Raw genomic sequence first — 24384 nt, forward strand, 5'->3', positions numbered from 1 at the left:
ATGAACAAGAAAAACATCACCCTGATCGCCGCCGGCAGCGCCGTGCTGGTCTTGTTGGGCCTGGGCGTCTGGCGCGCCGCGCAACCGGCGCCCGACGTCTTCCAGGGCCAGATGGAAGCGCGTGAAACCGACATCGCGCCCAAGGTGCCGGGCCGTATTGCGCAGGTGCTGGTGAAAGAGGGGGATACAGTGCAGCCCGGCACCCCGCTCATCCGCATGGACAGCCCCGAAGTCAATGCCAAGCTGGCGCAGGCCAGTGCCGCGCAGGAAGCGGCCAAGGCCGTTGCCGCCAAGGCGGAACGCGGCGCCCGCCCGCAGGAAATCGAGATGGCGCGCCTGCAATGGCAGCGCGCCGAGGCCGCGGCCGAACTGGCCGCCACCTCGTTCAAGCGCGTGGACGGACTGGCACGCGACGGCCTGATCGCCGCCCAGAAGCGTGACGAGGCCGAAGCCAACAACAAGGCCTCGCGCGATGCCGCCGCTGCCGCCAAGGCGCAGTACGACATGGCACGCATCGGTGCCCGCCCCGAGGACAAGGCCGCCGCCAACGCACAGGCGCGCCAGGTGGCCGGCGTGGTGGCCGAGGTGGAAGCCGCCAAGGCCGAGACCGAACTCAAGAGCCCGGTGGCCGGCGAAGTGGCCAAGGTGCTGGCCAAGGCCGGCGAACTCTCGCCGCAAGGCGTGGCCGTGGTCAGCGTGGTGGACCTGAAGGACCAGTGGGTGGTGCTCAATGTGCGCGAGGACCGCTTGCAACGCTTTGCCATCGGTACCGAGTTCGATGCCGTGCTGCCGGCCCTGTCAACACCGGGCACCAGCAAGGTCGTGCGCTTCAAGGTGTTCCATAGCGCGGCGCTGCCCGACTTTGCTACCTGGCGCGCCACGCGCAGCGGCCAGGGCTTCGACGCCCGGACCTTTGAAGTGCGGGCCCGGCCGCTGACGCCGATCGAAGGCGCACGTCCCGGCATGAGCGTGCTGGTGCAATAAACACATCGCCCATCACTGGCCGCCCAACGAGTGCATGCTGTGGGTTCGATAGCATCCAGCATCCGACGCGAAGCCGCCCTGCTGCGCCAGCGCCCATGGGACCTGGCCATGATCAGCTGGGTGCCGCTGCTAGCCGCCGCGTTGCTGTGGTGGATCTTCTCGGCCGGCCTGCCCACGCGTCTGCCCATCGGCGTGCTCGATGACGACCATTCCTCCCTCTCGCGCCAGCTGGTCCGCTTTCTCGACGCCACGCCCGGCCTGGTCGTGGCCCGGCGTTATGACAACCCGGCCGAAGCCGAGCACGCGCTGCGCCGCATTGATGTCTACGCCGTGGTCAGCATTCCTCGCGATTTCTCACGCGACGTGAAGCAGGGCCGCAGCGCGCAGGTCACGCTGCTGCACAACGCGCAACTGGGCACGCACTCCGGGCTGATCCAGCGCGACGTGCGCACCGCCAACGGCACGCTGTCTGCCGGCGTGGAAATGACGGCACGCAACAAGCGCGGCGAAGCGGCCCAAGGCGTGCGCACCAGCATGGAGCCGGTGCGCGCCGGCATGGTGACACTGTTCAACACCTCGCTCGACTACGAGCAGTTCCTGGCTGCGGCACTGATCCCCGCGCTGCTGCACATCCTGGCCATGACAGCCGGCGCCTGGACCGTGGGGCGCGAGCTGCGCGACCGCACCCTCGGCGACTGGCTCGGCCCGACGCCGGCCCTGGGCCAGACGGCCGGTGCACTGCTCGGCAAGCTGCTGTGGCCCTGGCTCGGTCTGGGCGGGGTGGCCACGCTCGCCCTGCTCTGGATCACCTGGGGCCGCGGCTGGTACCCACCGGGCTCGGTGCTGTGGACACTGGTGGCGCTGTGGGTGTTTCTGGCGCTGTCCATTGCCTTGGGGGCGCTGGCGTCTGCCGCCACGCGCTCCCTTCGCACCGCCTTGTCCGCCACCGGCTTCATCACGGCACCGGCATTTGCCTTCAGCGGTGTCGGTTTCCCGCTGCTGGCCATGCCCTGGGCGGCCCGGCTCTGGGCCCTGGCGCTGCCCTACACGCATTACATCCGGCTGCAGATGGAGCAGTTGCAGATGGGCGCGCCGCTCAGCGTTTCCGTCGCCACCCCGCTGTGGATGACGCTGGCCACTGCCGTGCTGCTGGCCGCCTGCGTGCCCTTGCTGCGTGCCGCAGCGGCACAACCGGCCAGCTGGGGGAAACGCTAGATGCTGCGCACCATCCTCCAGGCCTGGCAGGCCACGCTGGCAGCGGTGCTGCGCGACACCGGCGTGCTCTTGCTGCTGGTCGGTGCGCCGGTGCTCTACGGCTTCTTCTACCCCTGGCCCTACTCGCAGCAGGCCGTCACGCGCGTGCCGGTGGCGGTGGTGGACCTGGACCACAGCAGCCTGTCGCGCCAGATCACCCGCTTTGCCTCGGCCAACCCGCGCATCGATGTGCGCTGGGTCACCGGCGACCTGCAGCAGGCACAGCAGGCGCTGTGGCGCGGCGAGATCGAAGGCTTTGCCATCCTGCCGGCCGACCTGAAACGCCAGGTGGTGCGCGGCAGTCCGGCCACCGTGACGGTCGAAGGCGACGGCGCCTACGCCCTGCTGAACAAGGCGGTGCTGTACGGTTTTGCTGAAGCGGTGGGCACGGTGTCCGCCGGGGTCGAGATCAAGAAGTTGCAGGCCGCCGGCCAGGGCGCGCGCCAGGCCATGGCCAGCCGCAGCCCCATCAACACCCAGATGGTGCCGCTCTTCAACCCGACCGAAGGCTACGGCAGCTACGTGGTGCCGGCCGTGGCCCTGCTCATCATCCAGCAGACGCTGCTCATGGGCGCGGCCCTGCTGGCCGGCACCTGGGCCGAGACCGGCGCCCACCGCGCCGATGCACGCACCTGGCTGGGCCGCCTCCTCGGCCTCTCGACGCTGGGCATGCTGTCGGGCCTGTTTTATGTCGGCTGGGTGTTCGAGTGGCAGGACTTTCCGCGCGGCGGCAACCCGTGGGGTGCGGTGGCGCTGCTGGCGCTTTATGCGCCGGCCATCAGCGCATTGGGCCTGCTGCTGGGCGTCTGGTTCCGCGACCGCGAGCGCGCCATGCAGGTGCTGCTGCTCACCGCCCTGCCGATGGCATTTCTCTCCGGTTTCTCATGGCCGGCCGAGACACTGCCAGCGCCCCTGCAGGCACTGCGCTGGCTGATCCCCAGCACCTCCGGCATCCAGGCTTCGCTGCGCCTGAACCAGATGGGCGCCTCGCTGGCCGACGTGCTGCCGCAGTTGCTGACGCTGGGCGTGTTGGCGCTGCTGGCGGGCGGGTGCTTGATGTGGGTGGCGCGGTCTCGCGCCGATCTGGCGACTGCCAGCGAGTAAGCGCCTTCGGCGAACATGACCATCCTTCTTGAAAAGCTGACGGGTGGCCCGTTTCAGAAGATAGCCAGACAACGTTGCGGCAAGAAAATGGCCCGGTCGTGATCAAGCTGCCAAAATGTCAGCATGAGTGCCCCGAATACGCCAAGAACCAATCCCTCTTTCCCCATCGATTTTGTGCCGCTGGCCGGCACACCCCGTGACTGCGAGGATTGCGGCAAAGCCGAGCGGGTGGGGTTCCAGTTTGATTATGCCTACCAGCCCATTGTGGATGTCGATCGCAGAACGGTGTTTGCGCACGAGGCTTTGGTTCGCGGACCCAACGGCGAAGGTGCGATGTCCGTGCTGTCGCAAGTCAACGAACAGAACCGCTACCGCTTCGACCAGGCCTGCCGGGTCAAGGCCATCAAAGGCGCCAGCCTGCTGCAGATCCAGGAGCACATCTCCATCAATTTCCTGCCGAACGCGATCTACAAACCGGAGATGTGCATCCGCACCACGCTGGAGGCGGCGAGGACCCATGCTTTTCCGCTGGAGCGCATCATCTTCGAGGTGACCGAAGGGGAGCGGATTGAGGACGGTCCCTGGTTTGCCGAGATTCTGCGGGAGTACAAGCGTTGCGGTTTCAAAACCGCCATCGACGACTTTGGGGCCGGTTATGCCGGAATGAAGCTGCTGGCGGACTTTCAGCCCGACATCATCAAGATCGACATGGATCTGATCCGGAACGTGGACACCAATCCGGCACGTCAGGCCATTGTGCGGAACCTGGTCCGCCTGTGCGAAGAGATGAAGATCCAGGTGGTTGCCGAGGGCATTGAAACCCTGGCGGAGCGGGACTTCCTCTACGACGCCGGCATCCATCTGATGCAAGGCTACCTGTTAGCCAAACCGGCATTTCGTGCCACGGCAGCCGTCGATCCTTCGGTCTTTCCCGTTTCATCACGCTGACCCTTGCTGGCGCAGGGTCAGTTGGAAAGATGGCGGGCGGCCCTCAACCGCGCAACAGGCCTCAGAAGACAGCGCTCATGCACCGCATAAGTGCAGACGCATATACCCACACGTCCCGCAGGTTCATTTTTCAGTTTGTCCTAGACAAAACTGAAAATGAGTACGATCCGTGCACTGAATGATGCAGTTCCTTTGCTGCACCACCAAGCCGTTCCGGAAACCGTTACCAGGACCATCCATGAAGAATCTGACTGTTCGTGCCAAGCTGTCTCTGGCATTTGGGGGCCTCATCTTGATGGTCCTGTCGATTGCCGGTTTTGCCGTCACCGGCCTTGCGGATGCCAATGCGCGTTTTGAAAATTACGTCAACGGCATCAATGCGCAAGCAAGTGCTGCTGCACGGGTTCGCGCCGCGATTGATCTGCGCGCGATTGCGGCACGCAATCTGGTGCTCGTCACCAAAGCCGAAGACCTGGCGCTTGAAAAACAGATTGTGCAGAAGGCCCATGCGGATGCCACCCAGAACCTGACCCAGCTGAAACAGCTCGCTGACACCGGCGAGGCCCCTGCCGATGCCCGAAAGATGATCGATGAGATTTCTCGAGTCGAGCAGGCTTATGCACCGGTGGCGCTCAACATTGTGGACCTTGCACTGAACCGCAAGCACGAGGCCGCGATCGAGAAGATGAACAACGAATGTCGCCCACTGCTGGCAGCACTCATCAAAGCGACCGACAACTATGCCGAATTCACGGAAGCCCGGGCAGGAGACCAGATCAAGAAGGCCATGGAGGAATACGCGTCCCAGCGCAATCGCCTGGTGGCGGTCTGCTTGCTGGCCGTGGTCTTGGCCGTTGTCGCGGGCATGCTGATCACACGGAATCTGTCGCGTGATCTGGGGGCCGAACCCACTGAGTTGCGCCGTGTCGTCAATCAGGTGGCCGATGGCGATCTGACGACGGCGGTTCAGGTTCGTGCGGGTGACGAAGGGAGCGTGCTGGCCGCCGTCGGCCGCATGCAGGCATCGCTCACGCAGATTGTGTCCTCGGTCCGCCAAGGCGCAGAAGAAGTCTCCAGCGCATCGGAACAGATTTCCAGCGGCAACGCCGAGTTGTCGGCGCGCACCGAAAGCCAGGCCAGTTCCCTGGAACAGACCGCGGCGTCGATGGAGCAATTCAGCTCTACCGTCAAGCAAAACGCCGACAACGCACGTCAGGCGAATGAACTGGCACAAAGTGCCAGCGCCGTTGCCGAACATGGCGGAGAGGTTGTGGGCAAGGTCGTGGACACGATGCGGGGCATCAATGACAGCTCACGCAAGATTGCCGACATCATCAGCGTGATCGACGGCATCGCCTTTCAGACCAACATCCTCGCCCTGAATGCAGCGGTGGAAGCCGCGCGCGCCGGGGAACAAGGCCGGGGTTTCGCGGTGGTCGCCAGCGAAGTGCGCAGTCTGGCGGGCCGCAGCTCCGAGGCGGCGCGGGAGATCAAGGCGCTGATCACGGATAGCGTGACGCGCGTGGAGCAGGGGGCGGTGCTGGTCGACGATGCGGGCAGAACCATGGCCGATATCGTTTCGGGTATCCGGAACGTCGCGGAAATCATCGGCGAAATCTCGGTCGCCAGCCGTGAGCAAAGCCAGGGTGTCACCCAGGTTGGCGAGGCGGTCAGCCACATGGACCAGTCCACCCAGCAGAATGCCGCCATGGTGGAAGAGATGGCGGCTTCTGCCGCCAACATGTACGCCAAGGCACACGAGCTGGTGAAATCCGTGGCGATTTTCAGGCTGGCAGACAGCCGAGGTTCTCACTCGCTCGGATACGCCGCACCCGCGCTGCTGACCCGTTGACCGCGGCCAGCGAGCCCCGGCGCCAACAAGGCCCTGGGGCATGAACCAGCCCCCTCACGCCATCCCGGGGCAACGGCCGCACACCCTCGCTGCCGCGCAAAGCTAAACTGCCATCCATGGAAATTTACATGGTGGGTGGAGCGGTCCGTGATGCCTTGCTTGGCTTGCCCGTGAAGGATCACGACTGGGTTGTGGTGGGGGCCACGCCCGAGGAGATGACGGCGCGCGGTTTTGTGCCGGTGGGTAAGGACTTCCCGGTGTTCCTGCACCCCGAGACCAAGCAGGAATACGCGCTGGCGCGCACCGAGCGCAAGACGGCGCGTGGTTACAAGGGTTTCGCCATCCACACCTCGCCCGAGGTGACGCTGGAGGAAGATCTGGCACGGCGCGATCTCACTATCAATTCGATAGCTGTCCGCGCAGACAATACAAGGCCAGATGGCACTTTCGACCTTGAACACCTGACCGACCCCTTCAACGGTCGGCAGGACGTGGCCGACAAGGTGTTCCGCCACGTGACACCGGCCTTCCGCGAGGACCCGGTGCGCATCCTGCGCGTGGCCCGCCTGTCAGCGCGTTTCACCGACTTCACCGTGGCGCCCGAAACCCTGACGCTGATGCGCCACATGGTGGAGGACGGCGAGGCCGACCACCTGGTGGCCGAGCGCGTCTGGCAGGAGCTCAGCCGCGGCCTGATGGAAGCCAAGCCCTCGCGCATGTTCGAGGTGCTGCGTGCCTGCGGCGCCCTCAAACGCCTGCTGCCGGAGGTGGACCGCCTGTGGGGCGTGCCGCAACCGGAGCAGCATCACCCCGAGATCGACACCGGCGTGCACCTGATGATGGTGCTGGACTCGGCCGCGCATCTGGGCGCGTCGCTGGCCGTGCGCTTCGCCTGCCTGGGGCATGACCTCGGCAAGGGCACCACCGACCCCGAGGCGCTGCCACGCCACATCGGCCACGAGGGGCGCAGTGCACGTTTGCTCAAAGACCTGTGCGAACGCCTGCGCGTGCCGGTGGACTGCCGCGAGCTGGCCGACGTGGTGGCGCGCGAGCACGGCAACATCCACCGTAGCGGCGACCTGGGGGCAGCGGCGCTGGTGCGCCTGCTGGAACGCTGCGACGCCATCCGCAAGCCGCAGCGCTTTGCCGAGATCCTGCAGGCCTGCGCCTGCGACGCACGCGGCCGCCTGGGACGCGCGGACGAGGACTACCCGCAGGCCCGTCGGCTGCAGGGCGTGCTCGACGTGGTGCTGGGCGTGGCCACCCACACCGTCGCCGAACACGCCATGGCGCAAGGACACAAGGGCAAGAAAGTCGGCGAACTGATCCACGCCGCGCGCACCGACGCCGTGGCCCGCCATCTAGCCACGCTCGAACCGTGAACTCACCTATCTGCCATGCCTGACACCGCCACCTCATCCACTCTGGTTCGGGGCGCCTGCCCGCACGACTGCCCCGACACCTGCGCCCTGCTGACGCAGGTGGAGAACGGTGTGGCCGTCAAGGTCAGCGGCAACCCGGCGCACCGCCACACCGACGGCGTGCTGTGCGCCAAGGTGTCGAAGTACACCGAACGCACCTACCACCCCGAACGCCTGCTGCACCCGCTGCGCCGCGTGGGCCCCAAGGGCAGCGGGCAGTTCGAGCGCATCAGCTGGGACGAGGCGCTGCGCGAGATCGCGGCGCGGCTGGGCTCCATCGCGCAGCGCAACCCCGAGGCCATCCTGCCCTACAGCTACGCCGGCACCATGGGCCTGGTGCAGGGCGAAGCGATGGCGGGGCGCTTCTTCCACCGGCTCGGTGCCTCGCTGCTGGAGCGCACCATCTGCGCGGCCGCCGGTGGCGCGGGCCTGACGCACACGCTGGGCGGCAAACTCGGCATGCGGGTGGAGTTCTTCGCCGAAGCGAAACTGATCCTGATCTGGGGCAGCAACTCGATCGGCAGCAACCTGCACTTCTGGCGCTTGGCGCAGGAAGCCAAACGACGTGGCGCCAAGCTGGTCTGCATCGACCCGCGCCGCAGCGAAACGGCCGAAAAGTGCCATGTGCACCTGGCCTTGCGTCCGGGCACCGATGCGGCGCTGGCGCTGGCACTCATGCATGAGCTGATCCGGCACGATTGGCTGGACCATGACTACATTGAGCACCACACCGTAGGCTGGGCCGCATTGCGCGAACGCGCGCTGCAATGGCCACCCGAACGCGCCGCCGAGGTCTGCGGCCTGGCCGTGCAACAGATTCGCGACCTGGCGCACGACTACGGCCAGTGCTTGGTACGCGGCGAGCCGGCCGCCATCCGGCTTAACTACGGCATGCAGCGCGTGCACGGCGGCGGCAACGCGGCCCGCGCCGTGGCCTGCCTGCCTGCGCTCATTGGCGCCTGGCGCCACCGCGCCGGCGGCGTGCTGCTGAGCAGCTCCGGTGCGTTTCCCACGCGCCACGCCGCCCTGCAGCGCCCCGACCTGCTGGGACCGCGGCGCCCGCGCCTGCTCAACATGAGCACCATCGGCGACATCCTGCAGCACCCGGGTGATACAGCCTGGGGGCCGAAGGTGGAAGCACTGCTGGTCTACAACAGCAACCCGGTGGCGGTGGCGCCCGAATCGGGGGCCGTGGTGCGCGGCTTTGCGCGCGACGACCTGTTCACCGTGGTGCTGGAGCATTTCATGACCGACACCGCCGATTACGCCGACATCGTGCTGCCGGCCACCACGCAGCTGGAGCACTGGGACATCCACACGTCCTACGGTCACACCGATGTGCTGCTGAACCGCCCCGCCATTGCCCCCCTGGGCGAGGCGCGCAGCAACACGCAGATCTTCCGCGACCTGGCGCAGGCCATGGGTTTCGATGACCCCTGTTTTGCCGACAGCGACGAAACGTTGTGCCGCACCGCCTTCGACGGCGTACTCGACTTCGAGGTGTTGCTGCGCGACGGCTTTGCCAGCCTGCCGCTGCCGGAAGCACCCTTTGCACAAGGCCATTTCCCTACGCCCTCGGGCCGCTGCGAGTTCTACAGCGTAGCGCTGCAGCGCAGCCAGGGTGACGGCCTGCCGGACCATGTGCCCAACCACGAAACAGCCGGCAGTGACGCCCGCTACCCGCTGGCGATGATCTCGCCGCCGGCGCGCAACTTCCTCAACTCGACCTTCGTCAACGTACGGAGCCTGCGCAACATCGAAGGCGAGCCGGTGCTGGAGATGCACGCCAGCGATGCCACCGCACGCGGCCTGCGCGACGGCCAGACGGTGCGCGTCTTCAATGACCGCGGCAGCTACCACTGCGTGCTGCGCATCAACGGCCGCGCGCGCGAGGGCGTGGTCAACAGCCTGGGCATCTGGTGGCGCAAGCTGGGCCTGAACGGCACCAACGTCAACGAACTGACCAGCCAGAAACTGACCGACCTCGGCCATGGCCCCGTGTTCTATGACTGCCTGGTGGAAGTAAGCGCCGCCTGACTTCCATTGCCAACCACCTTCGGGCCATGCCGTGGCAGCTTGATGCATGGCAGCTCGGGATGGGGTGTAGTCCTACTTTCCTTGATGCACATCAGGTTTCCAACAAGCGTCCTTCGGCAGAATTCCCCCTACTCGAAGTAGTCGTATTGGGAGGGCCGTGTGCGGTCAAGTTCGAAATTGAAAATTTGGACCCAGTTGCTGGCCACCATCGGCGTGGCACTGCTGGTCGTCTGGTCGGGGGTGATCGTCTGGCAAAGTTATGTGTCGCGCCAGGCTGCCCTGGCCCAGGCGCAGGACTTCTCCCTCAGCATGCACGACGCCACCATGGCCGGCCTGACCGGCATGATGGTCACCGGCACGGTGGCGCAGCGCAACATCCTGCTCGACCAGATCAAGCAGCTGGGCACCATCCGCGATGTGCGCGTGCTGCGCGCCGAGGCGGTGAGCAAGATCTTCGGCCCCGGCAGCGGCAAGGACGATGCCCAGCCCGATGCGCGCGAAAACCAGGTACTGCAAAGCGGCAAGGAACAGATCTGGACCGAGAGCGACGACAAGGGCGAGTACATGCGCGCCATCCGCCCGGCCATCGCCAGCAAGAACTACCTTGGCAAGGACTGCACGGTGTGCCACCAGGTGCCTGAAGGCACGGTACTGGGCGCCGTGAGCATGAAGGTCTCGCTTGACCATGTGAACCAGGGCCTGGTGGAGCAGCGCTACAAGTCCATCCTGGCGGCCTTCCTCACCAGCATTCCGGTGCTGCTGCTGATCTACCCCTTCATCCGCCGCGTCGTCACGGCCCCGCTGGCCGGCGGCGTGACGGCGGCGCGCGCCATCGCCACCGGCGACCTGACGCAGAAGATCGAAGTCACCTCCAGCAACGAGGTGGGCGACCTGCAGCAGTCGCTGCGCGACATGAACGACAGCCTGATCCGCATCGTCGGCCAGGTACGCTCGGTCACCGACGAGATCTACGCCGCCTCGAACGAAATCTCGCAGCGCAATGCCGACCTGGCCGGCCGCACCGAAGAGCAGGTAGGCACGCTGGAACGCACCGCCCAGTCCATGCACCAGTTCACCACCATGGTCACCCGCAATGCCGAGGACGCGCAGCGCGCCAACCGGCTGGTGCTCGACGCCTCCGAGGTGGCCACCCGCGGCGGCGGTGTGGTGACACAGGTGGTGAAGACCATGGAGTCGATCGACAGTTCCTCCAAGCGCATCGTGGACATCATCGGTGTCATCGACGGCATCGCCTTCCAGACCAATATCCTGGCCCTGAACGCCGCGGTGGAAGCCGCGCGGGCCGGTGAGCAGGGACGCGGTTTTGCCGTCGTGGCGGCCGAGGTACGCAGCCTGGCCCAGCGCTCGGCCGAAGCGGCCAAGGAAATCAAGACGCTGATCGACGATTCAGCCGCGCGCGTGCAGACCGGCAGTGCCCTGGTGCACCAGGCCGGCGCCACGATGAAGGAAATCGTCGAGAGCATCCAGCACGTAACGCAGATCATGAGCGGCATTGCCACCGCCAGTGCCGAGCAGATCTCGGGCATCGCGCGCGTCAACCAGGACATCGACGGCATGAACAGCGCCACACAGCAGAACGCCGCCATGGTGGAGCAAGCGGCCTTCAATGCACGTTCGCTGCAGGAGCAGGCCGGCCACCTGGAACAGGTGGTGCGCACCTTCAAGCTGGAGGTGGCAGCCGTGACTGCGGTCGCCGGCGAGGCCCTGCCGGCCGGCAGCGCGCCGCAGCTGCCCTACGACACCAGCCGCTGAGCAGCCCGGCTCAGCGCAGCTGGCTGCGCACCCAGGCGGCAATCTGCGCCGGCGAGGTCATGGCGCCCGGCTGGCGCGCCACCTCACGCCCGCCGACAAACAGCGCCAACGTCGGGATGCTGCGGATGTTGAAGCGTGCCGCCAGACTCTGTGCCGCTTCGGTATTCACCTTGGCCACGCGCACTTGCGGCTCAAGCTGGCCGGCTGCCTGTTCGTAGGCCGGCGCCATCATGCGGCACGGCCCGCACCAGGGGGCCCAGAAGTCCACCAGCACCGGGATCTCGTTGCGGCCGATGTGGCGCTCGAACGAGGCGTCATCCAGCTCCAGCGGATGCCCGGTGAACAGCGGCTGGTGGCACTTGCCGCAATCGGGCGCATGCCCCAGGTCGGCCACCTGGACCCGGTTGGTGGTGTGGCAGTGCGGACAGACGATGTGGCGCGTATCGCTCATGGTGAACCCTTTCTTCTACCTCCCAGAATGGGGGCAGGGGTATGTCAGTTCAAGAGGGCACTCAGAGCACCTTGGCCACACCGGCCGCCACCAGGCTCAGGATGATGGTGGTGGTGACCGGCAGGTTGAACTCGCGCCCGAAGAGGGTGAAGTTCAGGTCACCCGGCAGGCGGCCGAAGCCGATCTTCTTGAACCAGGGTGTGAAGGCGTTGATGATCAGCAGCGCGATGAAGATGACAATGAGCCAGCGGAACATGGATCGGGCCTTGTTTACAGGGTATGGGTGCGGTCACCCGCGGTGAAACCCAGCGCCGCCCAAGGCTCGCCGATGGTGAAGCCGATGACCTTGAACAGTTCGCCCATTTCATGTTCCATGATGAGCTTGCTGGCCTGGGCGCGTGCGGCCAGGTCGGTCTGCTCCATCAGCTGGGCCAGGCCGCAGTTCAGCAGGAAGCGCGCCTGCGAGCCATAGCCCAGCACCGCCAGCCCGGCTTCCTGTGCCGCCAGCGCCACACCGGTGAAGTTGACGTGGGCCGTGATGTCCTTCAGCCCCACATCGCACAAGGGGTCGGGGTCGGCCTGGTGGGCGCGGTGGCACATCACGGTGCCCATGTGGCGCTGCGGGTGGTAGTACTCGCGCTCGGGAAAGCCGTAGTCGAGAAAGAAGGCGGCGCCGACCTTGAGACGGTCGGCCAGCGTGCGCATAAAGGCCTCGGCCTGCGGGTGGATTTCGGTCAGGTAGTCGTGTGCCCCGTCCACCTCGAGCGGCGGGCGCAGGTCGGTGGCGCGGTCCTGCCAGGCGAAAGCCTGCGTCGCGGCATCAACGGCCACGCCGCGCTCATGCCAGACGCCGCCCAGCCGCGCCAGCAGCTTGACCGGCATGGCGTCCAGCACCTCGTTGCCCACCACCACACCCTGCATCTCTGTCGGCAGCTCGCTGGCCCAGTGCACCTTGTCACCGAATTTCTGCAAGGTCTGTTGTTGGCGCGCGCGCAGGGCGCCCGAGAGGTCGACAATGGTGTAACGCGTCACCTGCTCGCCCAGGGTGTCAAGCAGCTGCTGCGCCAGCGCGCCGGAGCCGGCGCCGAACTCCCACAGCTCGTGTGTCTGCGTCTGCTGCAGCGCCTGACCGACCTGCGCCGCCAGCGCGCGGCCGAACAGCGGCGACAGCTCGGGTGCGGTCACGAAGTCGCTGCCGGAGCCGGGCATGAGGCCGAGTTTGCGCAAGTCGTTGGCGTAATAGCCCAGGCCCGGGGTGTACAGGGCCTGGGCCATGAAGTCGTCAAAACCGAGCCAGCCGCCGGCCGCCTGGATGGCTTGCACAATGCGGGATGTCAGGGCGGTCGTTAAACTGTCGGGTGTTGTCATCGCCCCCGGATTGTCCCCGAATGTCGCCCTCCCATCCTGAACGCACGGTTCTCGTCACCGGCTCGGCCAAACGGCTGGGCCGCGAGATCGCGCTCACCCTGGCCCGCGCCGGCTGGCAGGTGGCCATCCATTACCGCGACTCGGATGAAGACGCTATCAAAACAGTAGCTGATTGCGAACAATTCACGGGGGCTGCAGCCGCTTTTGATGCCGACTTGGCGGACGAGGCGGCAGTGCGCGCCCTGCTGCCGCGGGTGATCGCCCACTTCGGCCAGGTGGATGCCGTGGTCAACTGTGCAGCCATTTTCGAGCACGACAGCGCGCAGAGTTTCAGCTTTGCAGCCATGGAGCGGCACCTGCGCTGCAACACCGGTGCCGCCATCCTCCTGGCCCAGGCACTGCATGCCCATGTGCATGAACGTGCCGGTGACGGCGTGGTGGTCAACCTGCTGGACCAGAAGCTGTGGAACCAGAACCCGGACTTCATCAGCTACACCCTGTCCAAGGCGGCGCTGGAGGCCGCCAACACCATGCTGGCCCAGGCACTGGCCCCCGATGTGCGGGTGGTGGGCGTGGCCCCCGGCCTGACCCTGACCAGTGAATTCCTGACGCCGGAAAAGTTCGAGGCGCTGCACAAGCTGTCGCCGCTGGGCCGCTCGTCCACACCGGACGACGTGGCCGCGGCGGTGAAGTTTGCGCTGGAGAATTCCTCCATCACCGGCACCACGTTGCTGGTGGACGGCGGCCAGCACCTGATGCGCTTCGAGCGTGATTTTTCGATGATGTGAGGCCAGGGCCTGACAACACCGATTTCACAAAATGCGTTGCGGATCAGAAAAGTCATGCGGTAGGCGCGTCGTCGCAGCCGGAGTAATCTCCGGCAAGACGACGCAACACCCCGCATGGTTTTTCTGGCCGCAACCCGGAGGGAACATGGATAAAACCGAGCCACTCGTTGTTGCACTCCTAGCCCAGGCAGTCAGCCTGGGCGTCGTCGCGCGCCTAGATTGGCGCGGTTTTATCCATGTTCGCACTTGCGAAATCGGTATTGGCAGGCCCTAGATGTCCAACAACACAAGTACCCAGATCCTCACGCTCACCGGCTTGCGCTTCGATGCCAACCTGGGCATCCTCGACCATGAGAAAACCGCGCCGCAGCCGATCCAGGTGGATGCCGAGCTCAACCTCGGCCCGCAGGCGCTGCTGCCGCACGACGATGACATCAACCATGTGCTGGACTACCGCAAGGTGCGCCAGATCATCATCAACGAATGCACGGCCGAGCACGTGAACCTGCTAGAAAGCATGATCGGCAAACTGGCCAACCGTCTGCTGCTGCTGCCCGGCGTGGTGGGTGTGCGCGTGAAGATCGTCAAGCTGGAAATCTTTGACGACTGCGAAGTCGCCATCCGCGCCGAAACCGGCCAGTGGTAATGAACAATTGAAGAGTGCCATCCCCACAGGACGGCTCATTGGCCGGGGCGGGAACCCCGCCGTGAAACGGGGCTCTGATCCTCACTGATTGAAATGAATTGAGAAGCAACATGAGTGCAGTCTGGATTGACAACGAACCTGCGGTCAGCGACGCCAAGTCGCTGAAGATCGAGCGCGAAACGCACAAGCTCGAAAAGCGCCTGTGCCGCCAGGTCGGCCAGGCCATCGTCGACTACAACATGATCGAAGAAGGCGACCGCGTCATGGTCTGCCTGTCGGGCGGCAAGGACAGCTACGGCATGCTCGACATCCTGATGAAGCTGAAGGCCCGCGCGCCGATTGACTTCACGCTGGTGGCCGTCAACCTCGACCAGAAGCAGCCCGGTTTCCCCGACCACATCCTGCCTGAGTACCTGAAGAACCTGGGCATCGAGTTCCACATCGAGACGCAGGACACCTACTCCATCGTCAAGGAGAAGGTCCCCGAAGGCAAGACCATGTGCAGCCTGTGCAGCCGGCTGCGCCGCGGCATCCTGTACAAGGTGGCACGCGAACTCAAGTGCAACAAGCTGGCGCTGGGCCACCACCGCGACGACATGCTGCAGACCTTCTTCCTCAACATGTTCTTTGGCGGCAAGCTGAAGGGCATGCCGCCCAAGCTCACCAGCGACAACGGCGAATTCATCGTCATCCGCCCGCTGGCCAATGTGGCCGAGAAGGACCTGATCCGCTGGGCCGAGCACAAGCAGTTCCCCATCATCCCCTGCACCCTGTGCGGCAGCCAGGAGAACCTGCAGCGCAAGCAGATCGGCAACCTGCTGCGCGAGTGGGACAAAAAATTCCCCGGCCGGCTGGAGACCATGTTCACCGCGCTGCAGAACGTCGTGCCCTCGCACCTGATGGACGCCAAACTGCACGACTTCAAGAACCTCAAGGCCAACGGCGTGCCGGACGAAAACGGCGACATCGTGTTCGACGAAGAGGAATTCCCCACCACGCCGGCCCTGCCGGGCGTGCAGGTGGTATCGCTGTAGGCCACACGCCCATGAAACGCCTGCTTGCCCTGTTCACCCTGACCCTGCTGCTGTCCGGCTGCGGCGGCATGCGGCTGGTGGACGCGCAGGTGCAGGCCACCGCCACCAACGCCACGATCGACAAAGGCGGGCGTTACCGCTTCGAACGCCTGCCTTCGCAGGCCGACCAGCCCCTGACCGCGCAGGTCGAGGCCATCACCCAGGTGGCCCTGGCCCAGGTGGGCCTGGTGCGCAACGACAGCGCCGCACGCTACAGCGTGCTGCCGGGCGCACGCGTTCAGCCCTACACGGCCGACTACTGGGGCGACCCATGGGGCCGCTCTCCCGGGGGCGGACCTTACGGCCAGGTCGTGATCGGTACCGGCAGCGCCGGCAGCATGGTCGGCTGGGGCATGCGCTTCCCACCGCCCACCTACTACCGCTACGAGATCAGCCTGCTGCTGCGCGACCTGCAAAGCGGCCAGGTGGTCTATGAAACACGCGCCACGCACAACGGCCCCTGGGCCGACAACGCCAACATCCTGCCTGCCCTGTTCGAAGCAGCGCTGAAGGACTTCCCCCACCCCCCGGCCGGCACACGCCAGGTCAATATCGAAATTCCGCGCTGAGTCGCGCACAAACATTGATGGACGCCACCCGCATTCTGGCCATCCGGCACGGTGAAACCGCCTGGAACGTCGACACCCGCATCCAAGGCCACCTCGACATTCCACTCAACGAACGCGGCCGCTGGCAAGCCCAACGGCTGGCCCGCGCGCTGGCAACACGCGACAGCCTGCAGGCCATCTACAGCAGCGACCTGTCGCGCGCCCATGAAACCGCACGCGCCATTGCCGAGGCCACCGGGGCACCGCTGACCACACACACCGGCCTGCGCGAACGCGGCTTCGGCCTCTTCGAAGGCAAGACCTACGTCGAGATCGAGCAGACCTGGCCGGAAGAGTCCGAGCGCTGGCGCAAACGCGACCCGCACTGGACACCGCTGGGCGGCGGCGAATCGCTGCTGCAGGTACGCGAGCGCATCACACGCACGCTGCACGAACTGGCCTCGCGCCATCCCGGCGAACAGATCGTGCTGGTGGCCCACGGCGGCGTGATGGACCAGCTCTACCGCGCCGCCACAGGGCAGGACCTGCAGGCCCCGCGCACCTGGCAGCTGACCAACACCGCCGTCAACCGCCTGCTGTGGACGCCGCAAGGCCTGTCCCTCGTCGGCTGGGCCGACACCACCCACCTCGACGACGAATCGCTCGACGAAATCACCAGCTGAGCGGCGCCACGCCACTGCGCGCGCGGCATGCGGGTTAATGCGAGGAGCGCACCGGCCCGCCCGTGGCGACAATGCGTGCATGACATCCCACTCGACCAGCGCGCCTTCCGGCCCGCTTTTTCTGCTGCTGATCGCGGCCGCTGCCGCATCCACCGGCACGGCCGCAGCCGGACTGGTCGAATTGCACCGCCTTGCCAAACCGTTGGCCATGGTTTTTGCTATTATTTTCATAGCTTCTCGCGTAGATCAATCAAACCTCAGAGGCCGATTTGAATCACGATTCAAGACTTGGCTGCTGATTGCCCTGGCCTGCTCGCTGGCCGGTGACGTGGCCCTGATGTTTCCGGGTTATTTCATCCCCGGCCTGGTGGCCTTCCTGCTGGCCCACCTGAGTTACATCGCCCTGCTGAAGCAGGGCCAGGCTTGGTTTGCGAGCCGGCGTGCCCTCCTTGCCACGCTGGGCTTTGGCGCTGTCATGTATGCCGTGCTCTGGGTTGGCGGCTTGCCGCCCGCGCTGCGCGCGCCGGTGGCCGCTTATGTGCTGGTGATCACGCTGATGGCCGCACAGGCCATCGGCCGTGCCACGGTGCTGCGTGACAAAGCGGCCTGGGGCGTGGCCATCGGTGCCGTCTTCTTCATGCTCAGCGACACGCTGCTGGCGCTCAACAGGTTCGTCGCCCCGCTGCCGCTGGCGCCGCTGTGGGTGCTGTCCACCTACTACGCGGCACAGCTCCTGATCGTGCGCCACGCGCGCCCGACCTGACGAGACATCAGGCCGGCACCGGGTGTGCCTGCGCCTCGTCGCGCGCGATGCGGCCGTCCACCAGTTCCACGATGCGGTCGCAGCGCGCCGCCAGGCGCGGGTCGTGCGTCACCACCACAAAGGAAATGCCGCGCTCGGCATGCATGCGGCGCAACAGCGCGAACACCTCGTCGGACGAAGCGGTGTCGAGGTTGCCGGTCGGCTCATCGGCCAACACCAGCGCCGGGGACATCACCAGCGCGCGCGCAATCGCCACGCGCTGCTGCATGCCGCCCGACAACTCGGAAGGCCGTTTGTCCATGGCATGGCTCAGGCCGACCGCCGCCAGCAGTTCGCGGGCATGCTGTTCGTGCTGGCGACTCACCCGGCCCTCGGCCATCAGCACCGGCAGCGTGACGTTTTCCACCGCGCTGAAGGCCGGCAGCAGGTGGTGGAACTGGAACACGAAACCCAGCGTGCTGCGCCGGCGCAGCGTCAGCTCGCCATCGTCCAGCGCCTGCACCTCCTCGCCCTGCAGCAGATAACGGCCCGTGGTCATGCGCTCCAGCAGGCCGATGATGTTGAGCAGCGTGCTCTTGCCCGAACCGGAAGGCCCGATCAACGCCATGAAGTCGCCACGCGCCACGTTCAGGTCCACACCGTGCAGCACCTCGGCCTCGTTGGGCTGGCCCAGGTTGTAGCGCTTGCGGACGTTGTCCAGCTCGATCAGGTAGTCGCTGGCGCTCATATCCGTATTGCCTGTGCTGGGTCCATGGCGGCAGCGCGGCGCGCGGGGGCGATGGCCGCCAGCACACCGCAGACCGTGGCGATGCCGGCCACTTTCAAGGCGGTTGCCAGCGGCAGGGTGATGGCAAACAGGGGCAAACCGTCGGAGCCTTTGACGAAGTGCGTGAAGGCCCAGATCAGCGCCACCGCCAGCACGATGCCCAGCGCCGACCCGAGTGCGCCAACCACCGCGCCCTGCACCAGGAATACGCGCAGCACCTGGCCGCGCGTGGCGCCCATGGCGCGCAGGATGCCGATCTCGCGTCGCTTCTGCACCACCGACACCACCAGCACGCTGGCGATACCCAGCACCACCACGATCATCACCACGCCGCGGATCAGCGCGGTGCTGACCGACTGGGCATTGAGGGCCGACACCAGTTGCGCATTGTTCTCCTGCCAGCTCTCTACCTTGTAGGGGTAGCGCTGCCGCAGCGCCTGCGCCAGTTCGTTGGCGGTCCACACATCCTTGAGTGTCATGTCCAGCACGGTGGCACCACCGGGCAGGCCGAGCAGGCTTTGCGCCGCGCGCAGGGGCACGATGACGGTGCGGCGGTTCAGGTCGCGCACGCCCAGGTCCACCAGCGCGGTCACACGCACGGCGTCACTCACGCTGCGGCTGCCTACCGTGGTCTGCAGCGTGACGCGGTCGCCCACGCGTACGCCGAGGTCGGCCGCAAGGTCGCGGCCCAGGATGGCTTCGCCCGGATCCAGCCGCGCCACGCCACTCACCACCTTGCTGCGCAGACCGACGATGCGGTCGTAGCGGTCCAGCTCCACGCCCATGAGCGCAATGGCCTGTGTCGCCTCGCCGCGCAGCGCCAGGCCCGAGCCCGAGACCATGGGCGACACGGCCGCAATCGGCCCCATCTGCTCCAGCAGCGGCAGCAAGGCCTGCCAGTTGGCGACCGAACGCAGGCGCTGCACGCGTGGCTGGGTTTCGGTCAGCGCCAGCGCCTCGTCGACAGCGCGCGCCGGCGTCACGGCATCGTCGAGCGCGCGCAGGCTGATGTGGGCCTGGGCACCCAGGGTCTTGGTCAGGGTGCTGCCCTGCAGGCCGGAAATCAACGCGGAGATATAGGCCACCACCGCCACCCCGGCCGCCACACCGACGATGATGAGCAGGGTCTGCATGCGGCCTTCGCGCAGGAAGCGCAGCGCCACGCGAAGTTCGAAGCCGAGCCAGCCTCGCATGGCGACTCCGCTCAGCGCCCCATGGCGTTGCTCAGCGCCGAGCCGGCACTGCCCGCGCCATCGGCGCGCTGCGCCGATGGCGCTGTGGCAGCGCCCGGCTGCCAGGCCACGGGCGTGGCGCTGACACGCTGGCCGGCCTTCAGCGTGCTGCCGGTCAGCACGGCATCACCTGCGCGCAGTCCGTCGAGCACTTCCACCGCCGCCAGGGTGCGCAGGCCCAGCCGCAGCTTGCGTTCCTGTGCGAGGCCGTCCACGGCGACCAGCACCTGGGCCGTGTCACCCTGGGCCTGCCGCAGCGCGCTCAGGGGCAAGGCCAGCGCCTGTTCGCGGCGGCCGGTTTCAACTTCAACCGACAGCGTCATGTCTTCACGCAGAAACGCGGGCGGCTCCTGCAGCAGGGTGAACTTGATCTCGATGGCACCGCGCTGGGCGTCTACCACCGGCGCAATGGACAGGATCTTCGCTGCGAAGCGCTGGCCGGCAAAGGCATCGGCCACCACTGCGGCCTGCTGGCCCGTCTGCAACTGGTCCAAAAAGCGCTCGTCCACCTGCGCCACCAGCAGCAAAGGACCGCTCAAGGCCAGGCTCAACAGGGCCTTGCCCGGCTGCACGATCTGACCCGGCTCGACCTGGCGTGACAGCACGCGCGCATCGGCCGGCGCCACCAGCACCGCCTGCGTCAGCCGGGCCCGGGCTGCGGCCACGGCGGCACGGGCCGAGCCGCGCTGCGCCACCGCCACGTCGACCGCACGCTGCGCCTCGTCAAGTTGCGCCGCACTGTAAAAACCCTGCGCCACCAGTTGCCGCCCGCGCTGCAGCGTGGCCTGGGCCGCCTGCAGGGTGGCGTCGGCTTGGCGCTCGGCGGCCACTGCCTGCGCCAGTGCAGCATTCAATTCATCGGTTTCGAGCCGGATCAGCACCTCGTCGGCACGCACCTGCGCCCCTTCGCGCACCAGCACCTGTGCCACGCGGCCGGTCAAAGTGCTGCCGACATCAACGCGCGACAGCGTGGCCACGCGGGCGGAAAACTGCAGGGTGCGCACCAGCGGCCCGGACTGCACCAGCAGCGCCTCGGCGCGCGGTGCGCGCAAGGCAAAAGCCGCCAGGCCGGCCAGTGCCAGCGCGAGCAACACGGCGATAACGATCCAACGGGTTTTGCCGGCAGAAAGTTTGATCATCTCGGTTGCTCCACCAGCGACACATGGAACGAGTTAAACGGGGAACGCCGTGGAACCGGCTTTGCCGGGCCACTGGCGTTGCCCCCTGCAAGGGGGGTGGCGGGGCGACACGAAGTGCGCGAAGCCTGGGGGTGTTTCATGTCATCCCTCGAACAGGCCGCCCTCGGTCTTGGGCGGCGTCACGCCCAAGTGGCGGTAGGCCGCCAGCGTGGCGATGCGTCCGCGCGGCGTGCGCTGCAAAAAGCCCTGCTGGATGAGGTACGGCTCGATCACGTCCTCGATGGTGTCGCGTTCTTCGCCAATGCTGGCGGCGATGTTGTCCAGTCCCACCGGGCCGCCATCGAAGCGGTGAATCACCGCTTCCAGCAGCTTGCGGTCCATCAGGTCGAAGCCCTGCGGGTCGACGTCCAGCATGGCCAGCGCCTTTTGCGCAATGTCTTTTGTGATGCGGCCAGTACCCTTGACCTCGGCATAGTCGCGCACGCGGCGCAGCAGGCGGTTGGCAATGCGCGGTGTGCCGCGCGAGCGGCGCGCGATCTCGAAACCGCCCTCCTCGTCCATCGGCGCATTGAGCAGTCCGGCACTGCGCGTGACGATGCGGCCCAGTTCTTCGGCCGAATAGAACTCCAGCCGCGCCACGATGCCGAAACGGTCGCGCAGCGGGTTGGTCAGCATGCCGGCGCGGGTGGTGGCGCCCACCAGTGTGAAGGGCTGCAGGTCGAGCTTGATGCTGCGCGCCGCCGGCCCTTCGCCGATCATGATATCGATCTGGTAGTCCTCCAGCGCCGGGTAGAGGATTTCCTCCACCACCGGCGACAGGCGATGGATCTCGTCGATGAAGAGCACGTCGTTCTTCTCGAGGTTGGTCAGCAGCGCCGCCAGGTCTTTCGGCTTTTCCAGCACCGGGCCGCTGGTCTGGCGCAGGTTGACGCCCAGCTCGGCCGCGATGATGTGCGACAGCGTGGTCTTGCCCAGACCAGGCGGGCCGAACAGCAGCACGTGGTCGAGCGCCTCCTCGCGCTTGCGCGCCGCGCCAATGAAGATCTCCAGCTGCTCGCGCACCTTGGCCTGGCCGACGTACTCGTCCAGCAGCTTGGGCCGCAACGCGCGCTCGATCGCCTCCTCGCCGGGCGAAGTTGGCGCGGCGGAAACCACACGGGTGGCAGGAGAGGGGGCGAAATCGTCGGTCTGGATGCTCACGGCAAAAATCGGGGGAGATGTCACACAAAACGCTGGCGTTTTACGCCATGATGCACGACTATACCCCCTGGGCTTCCTCGCGGGCCCGGCCTCTTTCTTCATCTTCTCAAGCCAGGCACCACCCGTGCCGATACCTTAGAAACCATGTCTGATCGCCTGCTGCTCACCCCCTGGATGTCCCGCTCCCGCCTTGTCGCCATGACAGGGCTTGGCTTGGCCTGCCTGCTGTCTGTTCCGCCCTTGCGCGCGGCCGAGCCCGCTGCCAAACCGACACCCGACACCGCCGTCGGCAAGGACATTGCCGAGCAGCTGCGCCAGGCAGCCAAGGGCAACCTGTCGCAAAAACAGCTCACCGTGATCGTCAACGGCACCGAGGCCAAAAGCACCGGCATCACGACCATCCCCAAACCGGCCAAGCCGGTGGCGCCCACCAAACCGGCCGGGGCCAGCAAGGCCACCGCCGAAGCCGAGCCCGCAGAACCAGCCGCCCCCGCGGTGCAGGCCCACAAGCCGGCCCCCGTCTCGCAGTACCAGCGCGCCCGCACCGCAGCCCTGACCGGCCACACCGCCCCGACCGCAACCCCGAAAAAAGACGGCCATGGCCATGACGTGCACTGGGCCTACGAAGGCGAAGGCGGCCCTGAAGCCTGGGGCCAGCTGAAATCGGAATTCAAGACCTGCGCCGTGGGCAAACGCCAGTCGCCGATTCACATCCAGGAATCGAACACGCTGCAAGGCCCGGCCGAGGCGATCCAGTTCAGCTACCAGCCCAGCCAGGGCACGGTGGTGAACAACGGCCACACCATCCAGGTGGATGTGATTGGCAACAACAGCATCACGGTGCGCGGCTCCAGCTACCGGTTGCTGCAGTTCCACTTCCACCATCCGTCGGAAGAGCGCATCAACCACAAGGTGTATTCCATGGTGGCGCACTTGGTGCACCGCAATGCCGAAGGCCAGCTCGCCGTGGTAGCCGTGCTGCTCGACCCGGGTGCCGCCAACAGCCTGATCAACAAGGTCTGGACCTACATGCCGCTCGACAGTGGTGACAGCGTGCGCATGCCCGACGGCCTGCTGGACCTGAACGAACTGCTGCCGAAAGACCAGCGTTATTACCAGTTCCTCGGCTCGCTCACCACACCACCCTGCACCGAAGGTGTGCTGTGGCTGGTGCTCAAACAGCCCAGCACGGTCAGTGCGGAGCAGCTCAAGCTCTTCAGCCAGCTCTACCCCAACAATGCACGCCCGGTGCAGCCGGTCAACAACCGCCCGATCCGCGACGCACAGTAAAAACCGGCCAGGGCACTGGTCTAGCCAGCCACAAGGCGCCAGCCCCAGGCCACGCCCAAGGCGGCGATGGCCAGCCAGATCAGTACGATGACGACCGCCGCCGTGCGGCTGGTCGGTTTGCTGCCCTGCCGGGCGGCTCGCACCTTGGCATGGCACTCGTCCAGCACCGCCTGCGGCACCAGCTTGATGGCCAGCGCAATGCCCAGCGGGATCAGCACCAGGTCGTCCAGGTAACCCAGCACCGGCACGAAGTCAGGAATGAGGTCGATCGGGCTGAAAGCATAAGCCACGATGACGGCCACCAGCAGCTTGGCATACCAGGGCGTGCCCGGGTGGCGCGCCGCCAGGTACAGCACATAGGTCTCGCCCTTGAGCGCCTTGGCGCGCTGCTTGAGCCGAGCCAGCCAGGCCACGGGGCCGCCCTTACCTGGCCAACGCCTTGAGCGCGAGCTTGATGCCCTCGCTCACGCCGACGTCGGCCGGCAGTGCCTTCAGCGCGGCGGCAGCTTCCTTGTCGCTGTAGCCTAGGGCCAGCAGCGCCTGCAGGATGTCGCCCTGCGCGTCGTTGACCGGGCCACCCACGGCACCGATGTCGGCGCCCAGCTTGCCCTTGAGTTCCAGCAGCAGGCGCTCGGCAGTCTTCTTGCCGATGCCCGGCACCTTGACCAGGCGGCCGGCCTCCTGCAGGCTCACCGCCTGCGCCAGTTCGGCCACGCTCATGCCCGACAGCACGGCCAGCGCGGTGCGCGGGCCGACGCCTGAAATCTTGATGAGCTGGCGAAACGCTTCACGTTCAGTGGGCGTGCCGAAGCCATAGAGCAGCTGCGCGTCCTCGCGCACGATGAAGTGCGTCAGCAGGCTGACCTTCTCGCCCAGGTTGGGCAGGTTGTAGAAGGTGCTCATGGACACCTGGACTTCGTAGCCCACGCCATGGCAGTCCACCAGCACCTCGGGTGGATTTTTTTCGAGAAGAGTGCCGGTGAGCCTGCCGATCATGGGGTATCCGTTTTGTTGTCAGTGACTATGATTGCGGTTTGGGCCCGCCGTCATGGCGGCCCGCTTAC

At 66.3% G+C, this 24384-nt stretch carries 24 protein-coding genes; 15 read left to right on the forward strand and 9 right to left on the reverse strand.

Annotated elements, in window-relative coordinates; all coding sequences use genetic code 11:
- From CDE01S_RS03810 to CDE01S_RS03845, 8 genes are all read left to right on the forward strand, one after another.
- Window positions 1-984, forward strand: coding sequence for an HlyD family secretion protein (locus tag CDE01S_RS03810; protein WP_066703982.1), 984 nt, complete (start codon window positions 1-3; stop codon window positions 982-984).
- 39 nt (window positions 985-1023) lie between these two features.
- Window positions 1024-2199, forward strand: coding sequence for an ABC transporter permease (locus tag CDE01S_RS03815; protein ID WP_066704310.1), 1176 nt, complete (start codon window positions 1024-1026; stop codon window positions 2197-2199).
- Window positions 2200-3342, forward strand: a complete 1143-nt coding sequence (locus tag CDE01S_RS03820; protein ID WP_066703985.1) for an ABC transporter permease — start codon at window positions 2200-2202, stop codon at window positions 3340-3342.
- Between the two features lie 123 nt (window positions 3343-3465).
- Window positions 3466-4290 carry an EAL domain-containing protein gene (locus tag CDE01S_RS03825; RefSeq protein WP_084382691.1) on the forward strand — a complete coding sequence of 275 codons (825 nt, stop codon included), beginning with the start codon at window positions 3466-3468 and terminating at the stop codon, window positions 4288-4290.
- Window positions 4291-4528: 238 nt separating this feature from the next.
- Complete coding sequence (locus CDE01S_RS19140) at window positions 4529-6142, forward strand: methyl-accepting chemotaxis protein (protein ID WP_281179343.1); 1614 nt, start codon at window positions 4529-4531, stop codon at window positions 6140-6142.
- A gap of 116 nt (window positions 6143-6258) precedes the next feature.
- Entirely contained in the window at window positions 6259-7524 is a 1266-nt protein-coding gene (locus CDE01S_RS03835; protein ID WP_066703987.1) for a multifunctional CCA addition/repair protein, read from the forward strand.
- A 15-nt stretch (window positions 7525-7539) separates the two neighbouring features.
- Window positions 7540-9600, forward strand: a complete 2061-nt coding sequence (locus CDE01S_RS03840; protein WP_066703990.1) for a molybdopterin-containing oxidoreductase family protein — start codon at window positions 7540-7542, stop codon at window positions 9598-9600.
- A 177-nt stretch (window positions 9601-9777) separates the two neighbouring features.
- Window positions 9778-11373, forward strand: coding sequence for a methyl-accepting chemotaxis protein (locus CDE01S_RS03845; RefSeq protein WP_245636103.1), 1596 nt, complete (start codon window positions 9778-9780; stop codon window positions 11371-11373).
- Window positions 11374-11383: 10 nt separating this feature from the next.
- Here the strand turns inward: CDE01S_RS03845 and trxC are convergent, their stop codons facing one another.
- The 3 genes from trxC to CDE01S_RS03860 form a co-directional block, all read right to left on the reverse strand.
- Entirely contained in the window at window positions 11384-11824 is a 441-nt protein-coding gene (gene trxC, locus CDE01S_RS03850; protein ID WP_066703995.1) for a thioredoxin TrxC, read from the reverse strand.
- 61 nt (window positions 11825-11885) lie between these two features.
- Complete coding sequence (locus tag CDE01S_RS03855) at window positions 11886-12080, reverse strand: DUF2905 domain-containing protein (RefSeq protein ID WP_066703999.1); 195 nt, start codon at window positions 12078-12080, stop codon at window positions 11886-11888.
- Between the two features lie 14 nt (window positions 12081-12094).
- The gene (locus tag CDE01S_RS03860; RefSeq protein WP_066704002.1) at window positions 12095-13192 is read right to left on the reverse strand and encodes a class I SAM-dependent methyltransferase; all 1098 of its coding nucleotides are present in this window, start codon (window positions 13190-13192) and stop codon (window positions 12095-12097) included.
- Between the two features lie 20 nt (window positions 13193-13212).
- On the opposite strand from CDE01S_RS03860, the gene CDE01S_RS03865 reads away from it, so the two are divergent.
- From CDE01S_RS03865 to CDE01S_RS03890, 6 genes are all read left to right on the forward strand, one after another.
- Window positions 13213-13980 carry an SDR family oxidoreductase gene (locus CDE01S_RS03865; RefSeq protein WP_066704006.1) on the forward strand — a complete coding sequence of 256 codons (768 nt, stop codon included), beginning with the start codon at window positions 13213-13215 and terminating at the stop codon, window positions 13978-13980.
- 274 nt (window positions 13981-14254) lie between these two features.
- Window positions 14255-14626 (forward strand): dihydroneopterin aldolase, encoded by a 372-nt coding sequence (locus CDE01S_RS03870; protein ID WP_066704009.1) that lies wholly within the window; start codon window positions 14255-14257, stop codon window positions 14624-14626.
- A 110-nt stretch (window positions 14627-14736) separates the two neighbouring features.
- Entirely contained in the window at window positions 14737-15660 is a 924-nt protein-coding gene (ttcA, locus tag CDE01S_RS03875) for a tRNA 2-thiocytidine(32) synthetase TtcA (protein ID WP_066704012.1), read from the forward strand.
- A gap of 11 nt (window positions 15661-15671) precedes the next feature.
- Complete coding sequence (locus CDE01S_RS03880) at window positions 15672-16268, forward strand: DUF4136 domain-containing protein (protein ID WP_066704015.1); 597 nt, start codon at window positions 15672-15674, stop codon at window positions 16266-16268.
- A 17-nt stretch (window positions 16269-16285) separates the two neighbouring features.
- Complete coding sequence (locus tag CDE01S_RS03885; RefSeq protein WP_066704018.1) at window positions 16286-16930, forward strand: histidine phosphatase family protein; 645 nt, start codon at window positions 16286-16288, stop codon at window positions 16928-16930.
- Between the two features lie 79 nt (window positions 16931-17009).
- Window positions 17010-17693 carry a lysoplasmalogenase gene (locus tag CDE01S_RS03890; RefSeq protein ID WP_066704020.1) on the forward strand — a complete coding sequence of 228 codons (684 nt, stop codon included), beginning with the start codon at window positions 17010-17012 and terminating at the stop codon, window positions 17691-17693.
- A gap of 7 nt (window positions 17694-17700) precedes the next feature.
- On the opposite strand, the gene CDE01S_RS03895 is transcribed toward CDE01S_RS03890, so the two are convergent.
- From CDE01S_RS03895 to ruvB, 4 genes are all read right to left on the reverse strand, one after another.
- The gene (locus tag CDE01S_RS03895) at window positions 17701-18420 is read right to left on the reverse strand and encodes an ABC transporter ATP-binding protein (protein WP_066704023.1); all 720 of its coding nucleotides are present in this window, start codon (window positions 18418-18420) and stop codon (window positions 17701-17703) included.
- Window positions 18417-19652, reverse strand: coding sequence for an ABC transporter permease (locus CDE01S_RS03900; protein ID WP_066704028.1), 1236 nt, complete (start codon window positions 19650-19652; stop codon window positions 18417-18419). The genes CDE01S_RS03895 and CDE01S_RS03900 overlap by 4 nt, the downstream gene beginning before the upstream one ends.
- Before the next feature lie 11 nt (window positions 19653-19663).
- Window positions 19664-20830, reverse strand: a complete 1167-nt coding sequence (locus tag CDE01S_RS03905; protein ID WP_066704031.1) for an efflux RND transporter periplasmic adaptor subunit — start codon at window positions 20828-20830, stop codon at window positions 19664-19666.
- Between the two features lie 141 nt (window positions 20831-20971).
- The gene (gene ruvB, locus CDE01S_RS03910) at window positions 20972-22030 is read right to left on the reverse strand and encodes a Holliday junction branch migration DNA helicase RuvB (protein ID WP_066704035.1); all 1059 of its coding nucleotides are present in this window, start codon (window positions 22028-22030) and stop codon (window positions 20972-20974) included.
- A gap of 144 nt (window positions 22031-22174) precedes the next feature.
- On the opposite strand from ruvB, the gene CDE01S_RS03915 reads away from it, so the two are divergent.
- Window positions 22175-23320 (forward strand): carbonic anhydrase, encoded by a 1146-nt coding sequence (locus CDE01S_RS03915; protein WP_084382694.1) that lies wholly within the window; start codon window positions 22175-22177, stop codon window positions 23318-23320.
- Window positions 23321-23340: 20 nt separating this feature from the next.
- On the opposite strand, the gene CDE01S_RS03920 is transcribed toward CDE01S_RS03915, so the two are convergent.
- Both CDE01S_RS03920 and ruvA read right to left on the reverse strand, forming a co-directional pair.
- Window positions 23341-23733 (reverse strand): YkvA family protein, encoded by a 393-nt coding sequence (locus CDE01S_RS03920; RefSeq protein ID WP_066704040.1) that lies wholly within the window; start codon window positions 23731-23733, stop codon window positions 23341-23343.
- A gap of 10 nt (window positions 23734-23743) precedes the next feature.
- A complete protein-coding gene (gene ruvA / locus CDE01S_RS03925) occupies window positions 23744-24316 on the reverse strand; it encodes a Holliday junction branch migration protein RuvA (RefSeq protein WP_066704042.1) in 573 nt (190 codons plus the stop codon).
- Window positions 24317-24384: the final 68 nt, after the last annotated feature.

The organism is Curvibacter delicatus NBRC 14919 (genome assembly GCF_001592265.1).
GTDB classification, from domain to species: domain Bacteria; phylum Pseudomonadota; class Gammaproteobacteria; order Burkholderiales; family Burkholderiaceae_C; genus Hylemonella; species Hylemonella delicata.

Bases quoted from the DNA above. Each gene is read 5' to 3' on its own strand.
- CDE01S_RS03810 (WP_066703982.1), top strand. From the start codon at position 1: ATGAACAAGAAAAACATCACCCTGATCGCCGCCGGCAGCGCCGTGCTG.
- CDE01S_RS03820 (WP_066703985.1), top strand. From the start codon at position 2,200: ATGCTGCGCACCATCCTCCAGGCCTGGCAGGCCACGCTGGCAGCGGTG.
- CDE01S_RS03825 (WP_084382691.1), top strand. From the start codon at position 3,466: ATGAGTGCCCCGAATACGCCAAGAACCAATCCCTCTTTCCCCATCGAT.
- CDE01S_RS19140 (WP_281179343.1), top strand. From the start codon at position 4,529: ATGAAGAATCTGACTGTTCGTGCCAAGCTGTCTCTGGCATTTGGGGGC.
- CDE01S_RS03835 (WP_066703987.1), top strand. From the start codon at position 6,259: ATGGAAATTTACATGGTGGGTGGAGCGGTCCGTGATGCCTTGCTTGGC.
- CDE01S_RS03840 (WP_066703990.1), top strand. From the start codon at position 7,540: ATGCCTGACACCGCCACCTCATCCACTCTGGTTCGGGGCGCCTGCCCG.
- trxC (WP_066703995.1), bottom strand. From the start codon at position 11,824: ATGAGCGATACGCGCCACATCGTCTGTCCGCACTGCCACACCACCAAC.
- CDE01S_RS03855 (WP_066703999.1), bottom strand. From the start codon at position 12,080: ATGTTCCGCTGGCTCATTGTCATCTTCATCGCGCTGCTGATCATCAAC.
- CDE01S_RS03860 (WP_066704002.1), bottom strand. From the start codon at position 13,192: ATGACAACACCCGACAGTTTAACGACCGCCCTGACATCCCGCATTGTG.
- CDE01S_RS03865 (WP_066704006.1), top strand. From the start codon at position 13,213: ATGTCGCCCTCCCATCCTGAACGCACGGTTCTCGTCACCGGCTCGGCC.
- CDE01S_RS03870 (WP_066704009.1), top strand. From the start codon at position 14,255: ATGTCCAACAACACAAGTACCCAGATCCTCACGCTCACCGGCTTGCGC.
- ttcA (WP_066704012.1), top strand. From the start codon at position 14,737: ATGAGTGCAGTCTGGATTGACAACGAACCTGCGGTCAGCGACGCCAAG.
- CDE01S_RS03880 (WP_066704015.1), top strand. From the start codon at position 15,672: ATGAAACGCCTGCTTGCCCTGTTCACCCTGACCCTGCTGCTGTCCGGC.
- CDE01S_RS03885 (WP_066704018.1), top strand. From the start codon at position 16,286: ATGGACGCCACCCGCATTCTGGCCATCCGGCACGGTGAAACCGCCTGG.
- CDE01S_RS03890 (WP_066704020.1), top strand. From the start codon at position 17,010: ATGACATCCCACTCGACCAGCGCGCCTTCCGGCCCGCTTTTTCTGCTG.
- CDE01S_RS03895 (WP_066704023.1), bottom strand. From the start codon at position 18,420: ATGAGCGCCAGCGACTACCTGATCGAGCTGGACAACGTCCGCAAGCGC.
- CDE01S_RS03900 (WP_066704028.1), bottom strand. From the start codon at position 19,652: ATGCGAGGCTGGCTCGGCTTCGAACTTCGCGTGGCGCTGCGCTTCCTG.
- CDE01S_RS03905 (WP_066704031.1), bottom strand. From the start codon at position 20,830: ATGATCAAACTTTCTGCCGGCAAAACCCGTTGGATCGTTATCGCCGTG.
- CDE01S_RS03915 (WP_084382694.1), top strand. From the start codon at position 22,175: ATGTCTGATCGCCTGCTGCTCACCCCCTGGATGTCCCGCTCCCGCCTT.
- ruvA (WP_066704042.1), bottom strand. From the start codon at position 24,316: ATGATCGGCAGGCTCACCGGCACTCTTCTCGAAAAAAATCCACCCGAG.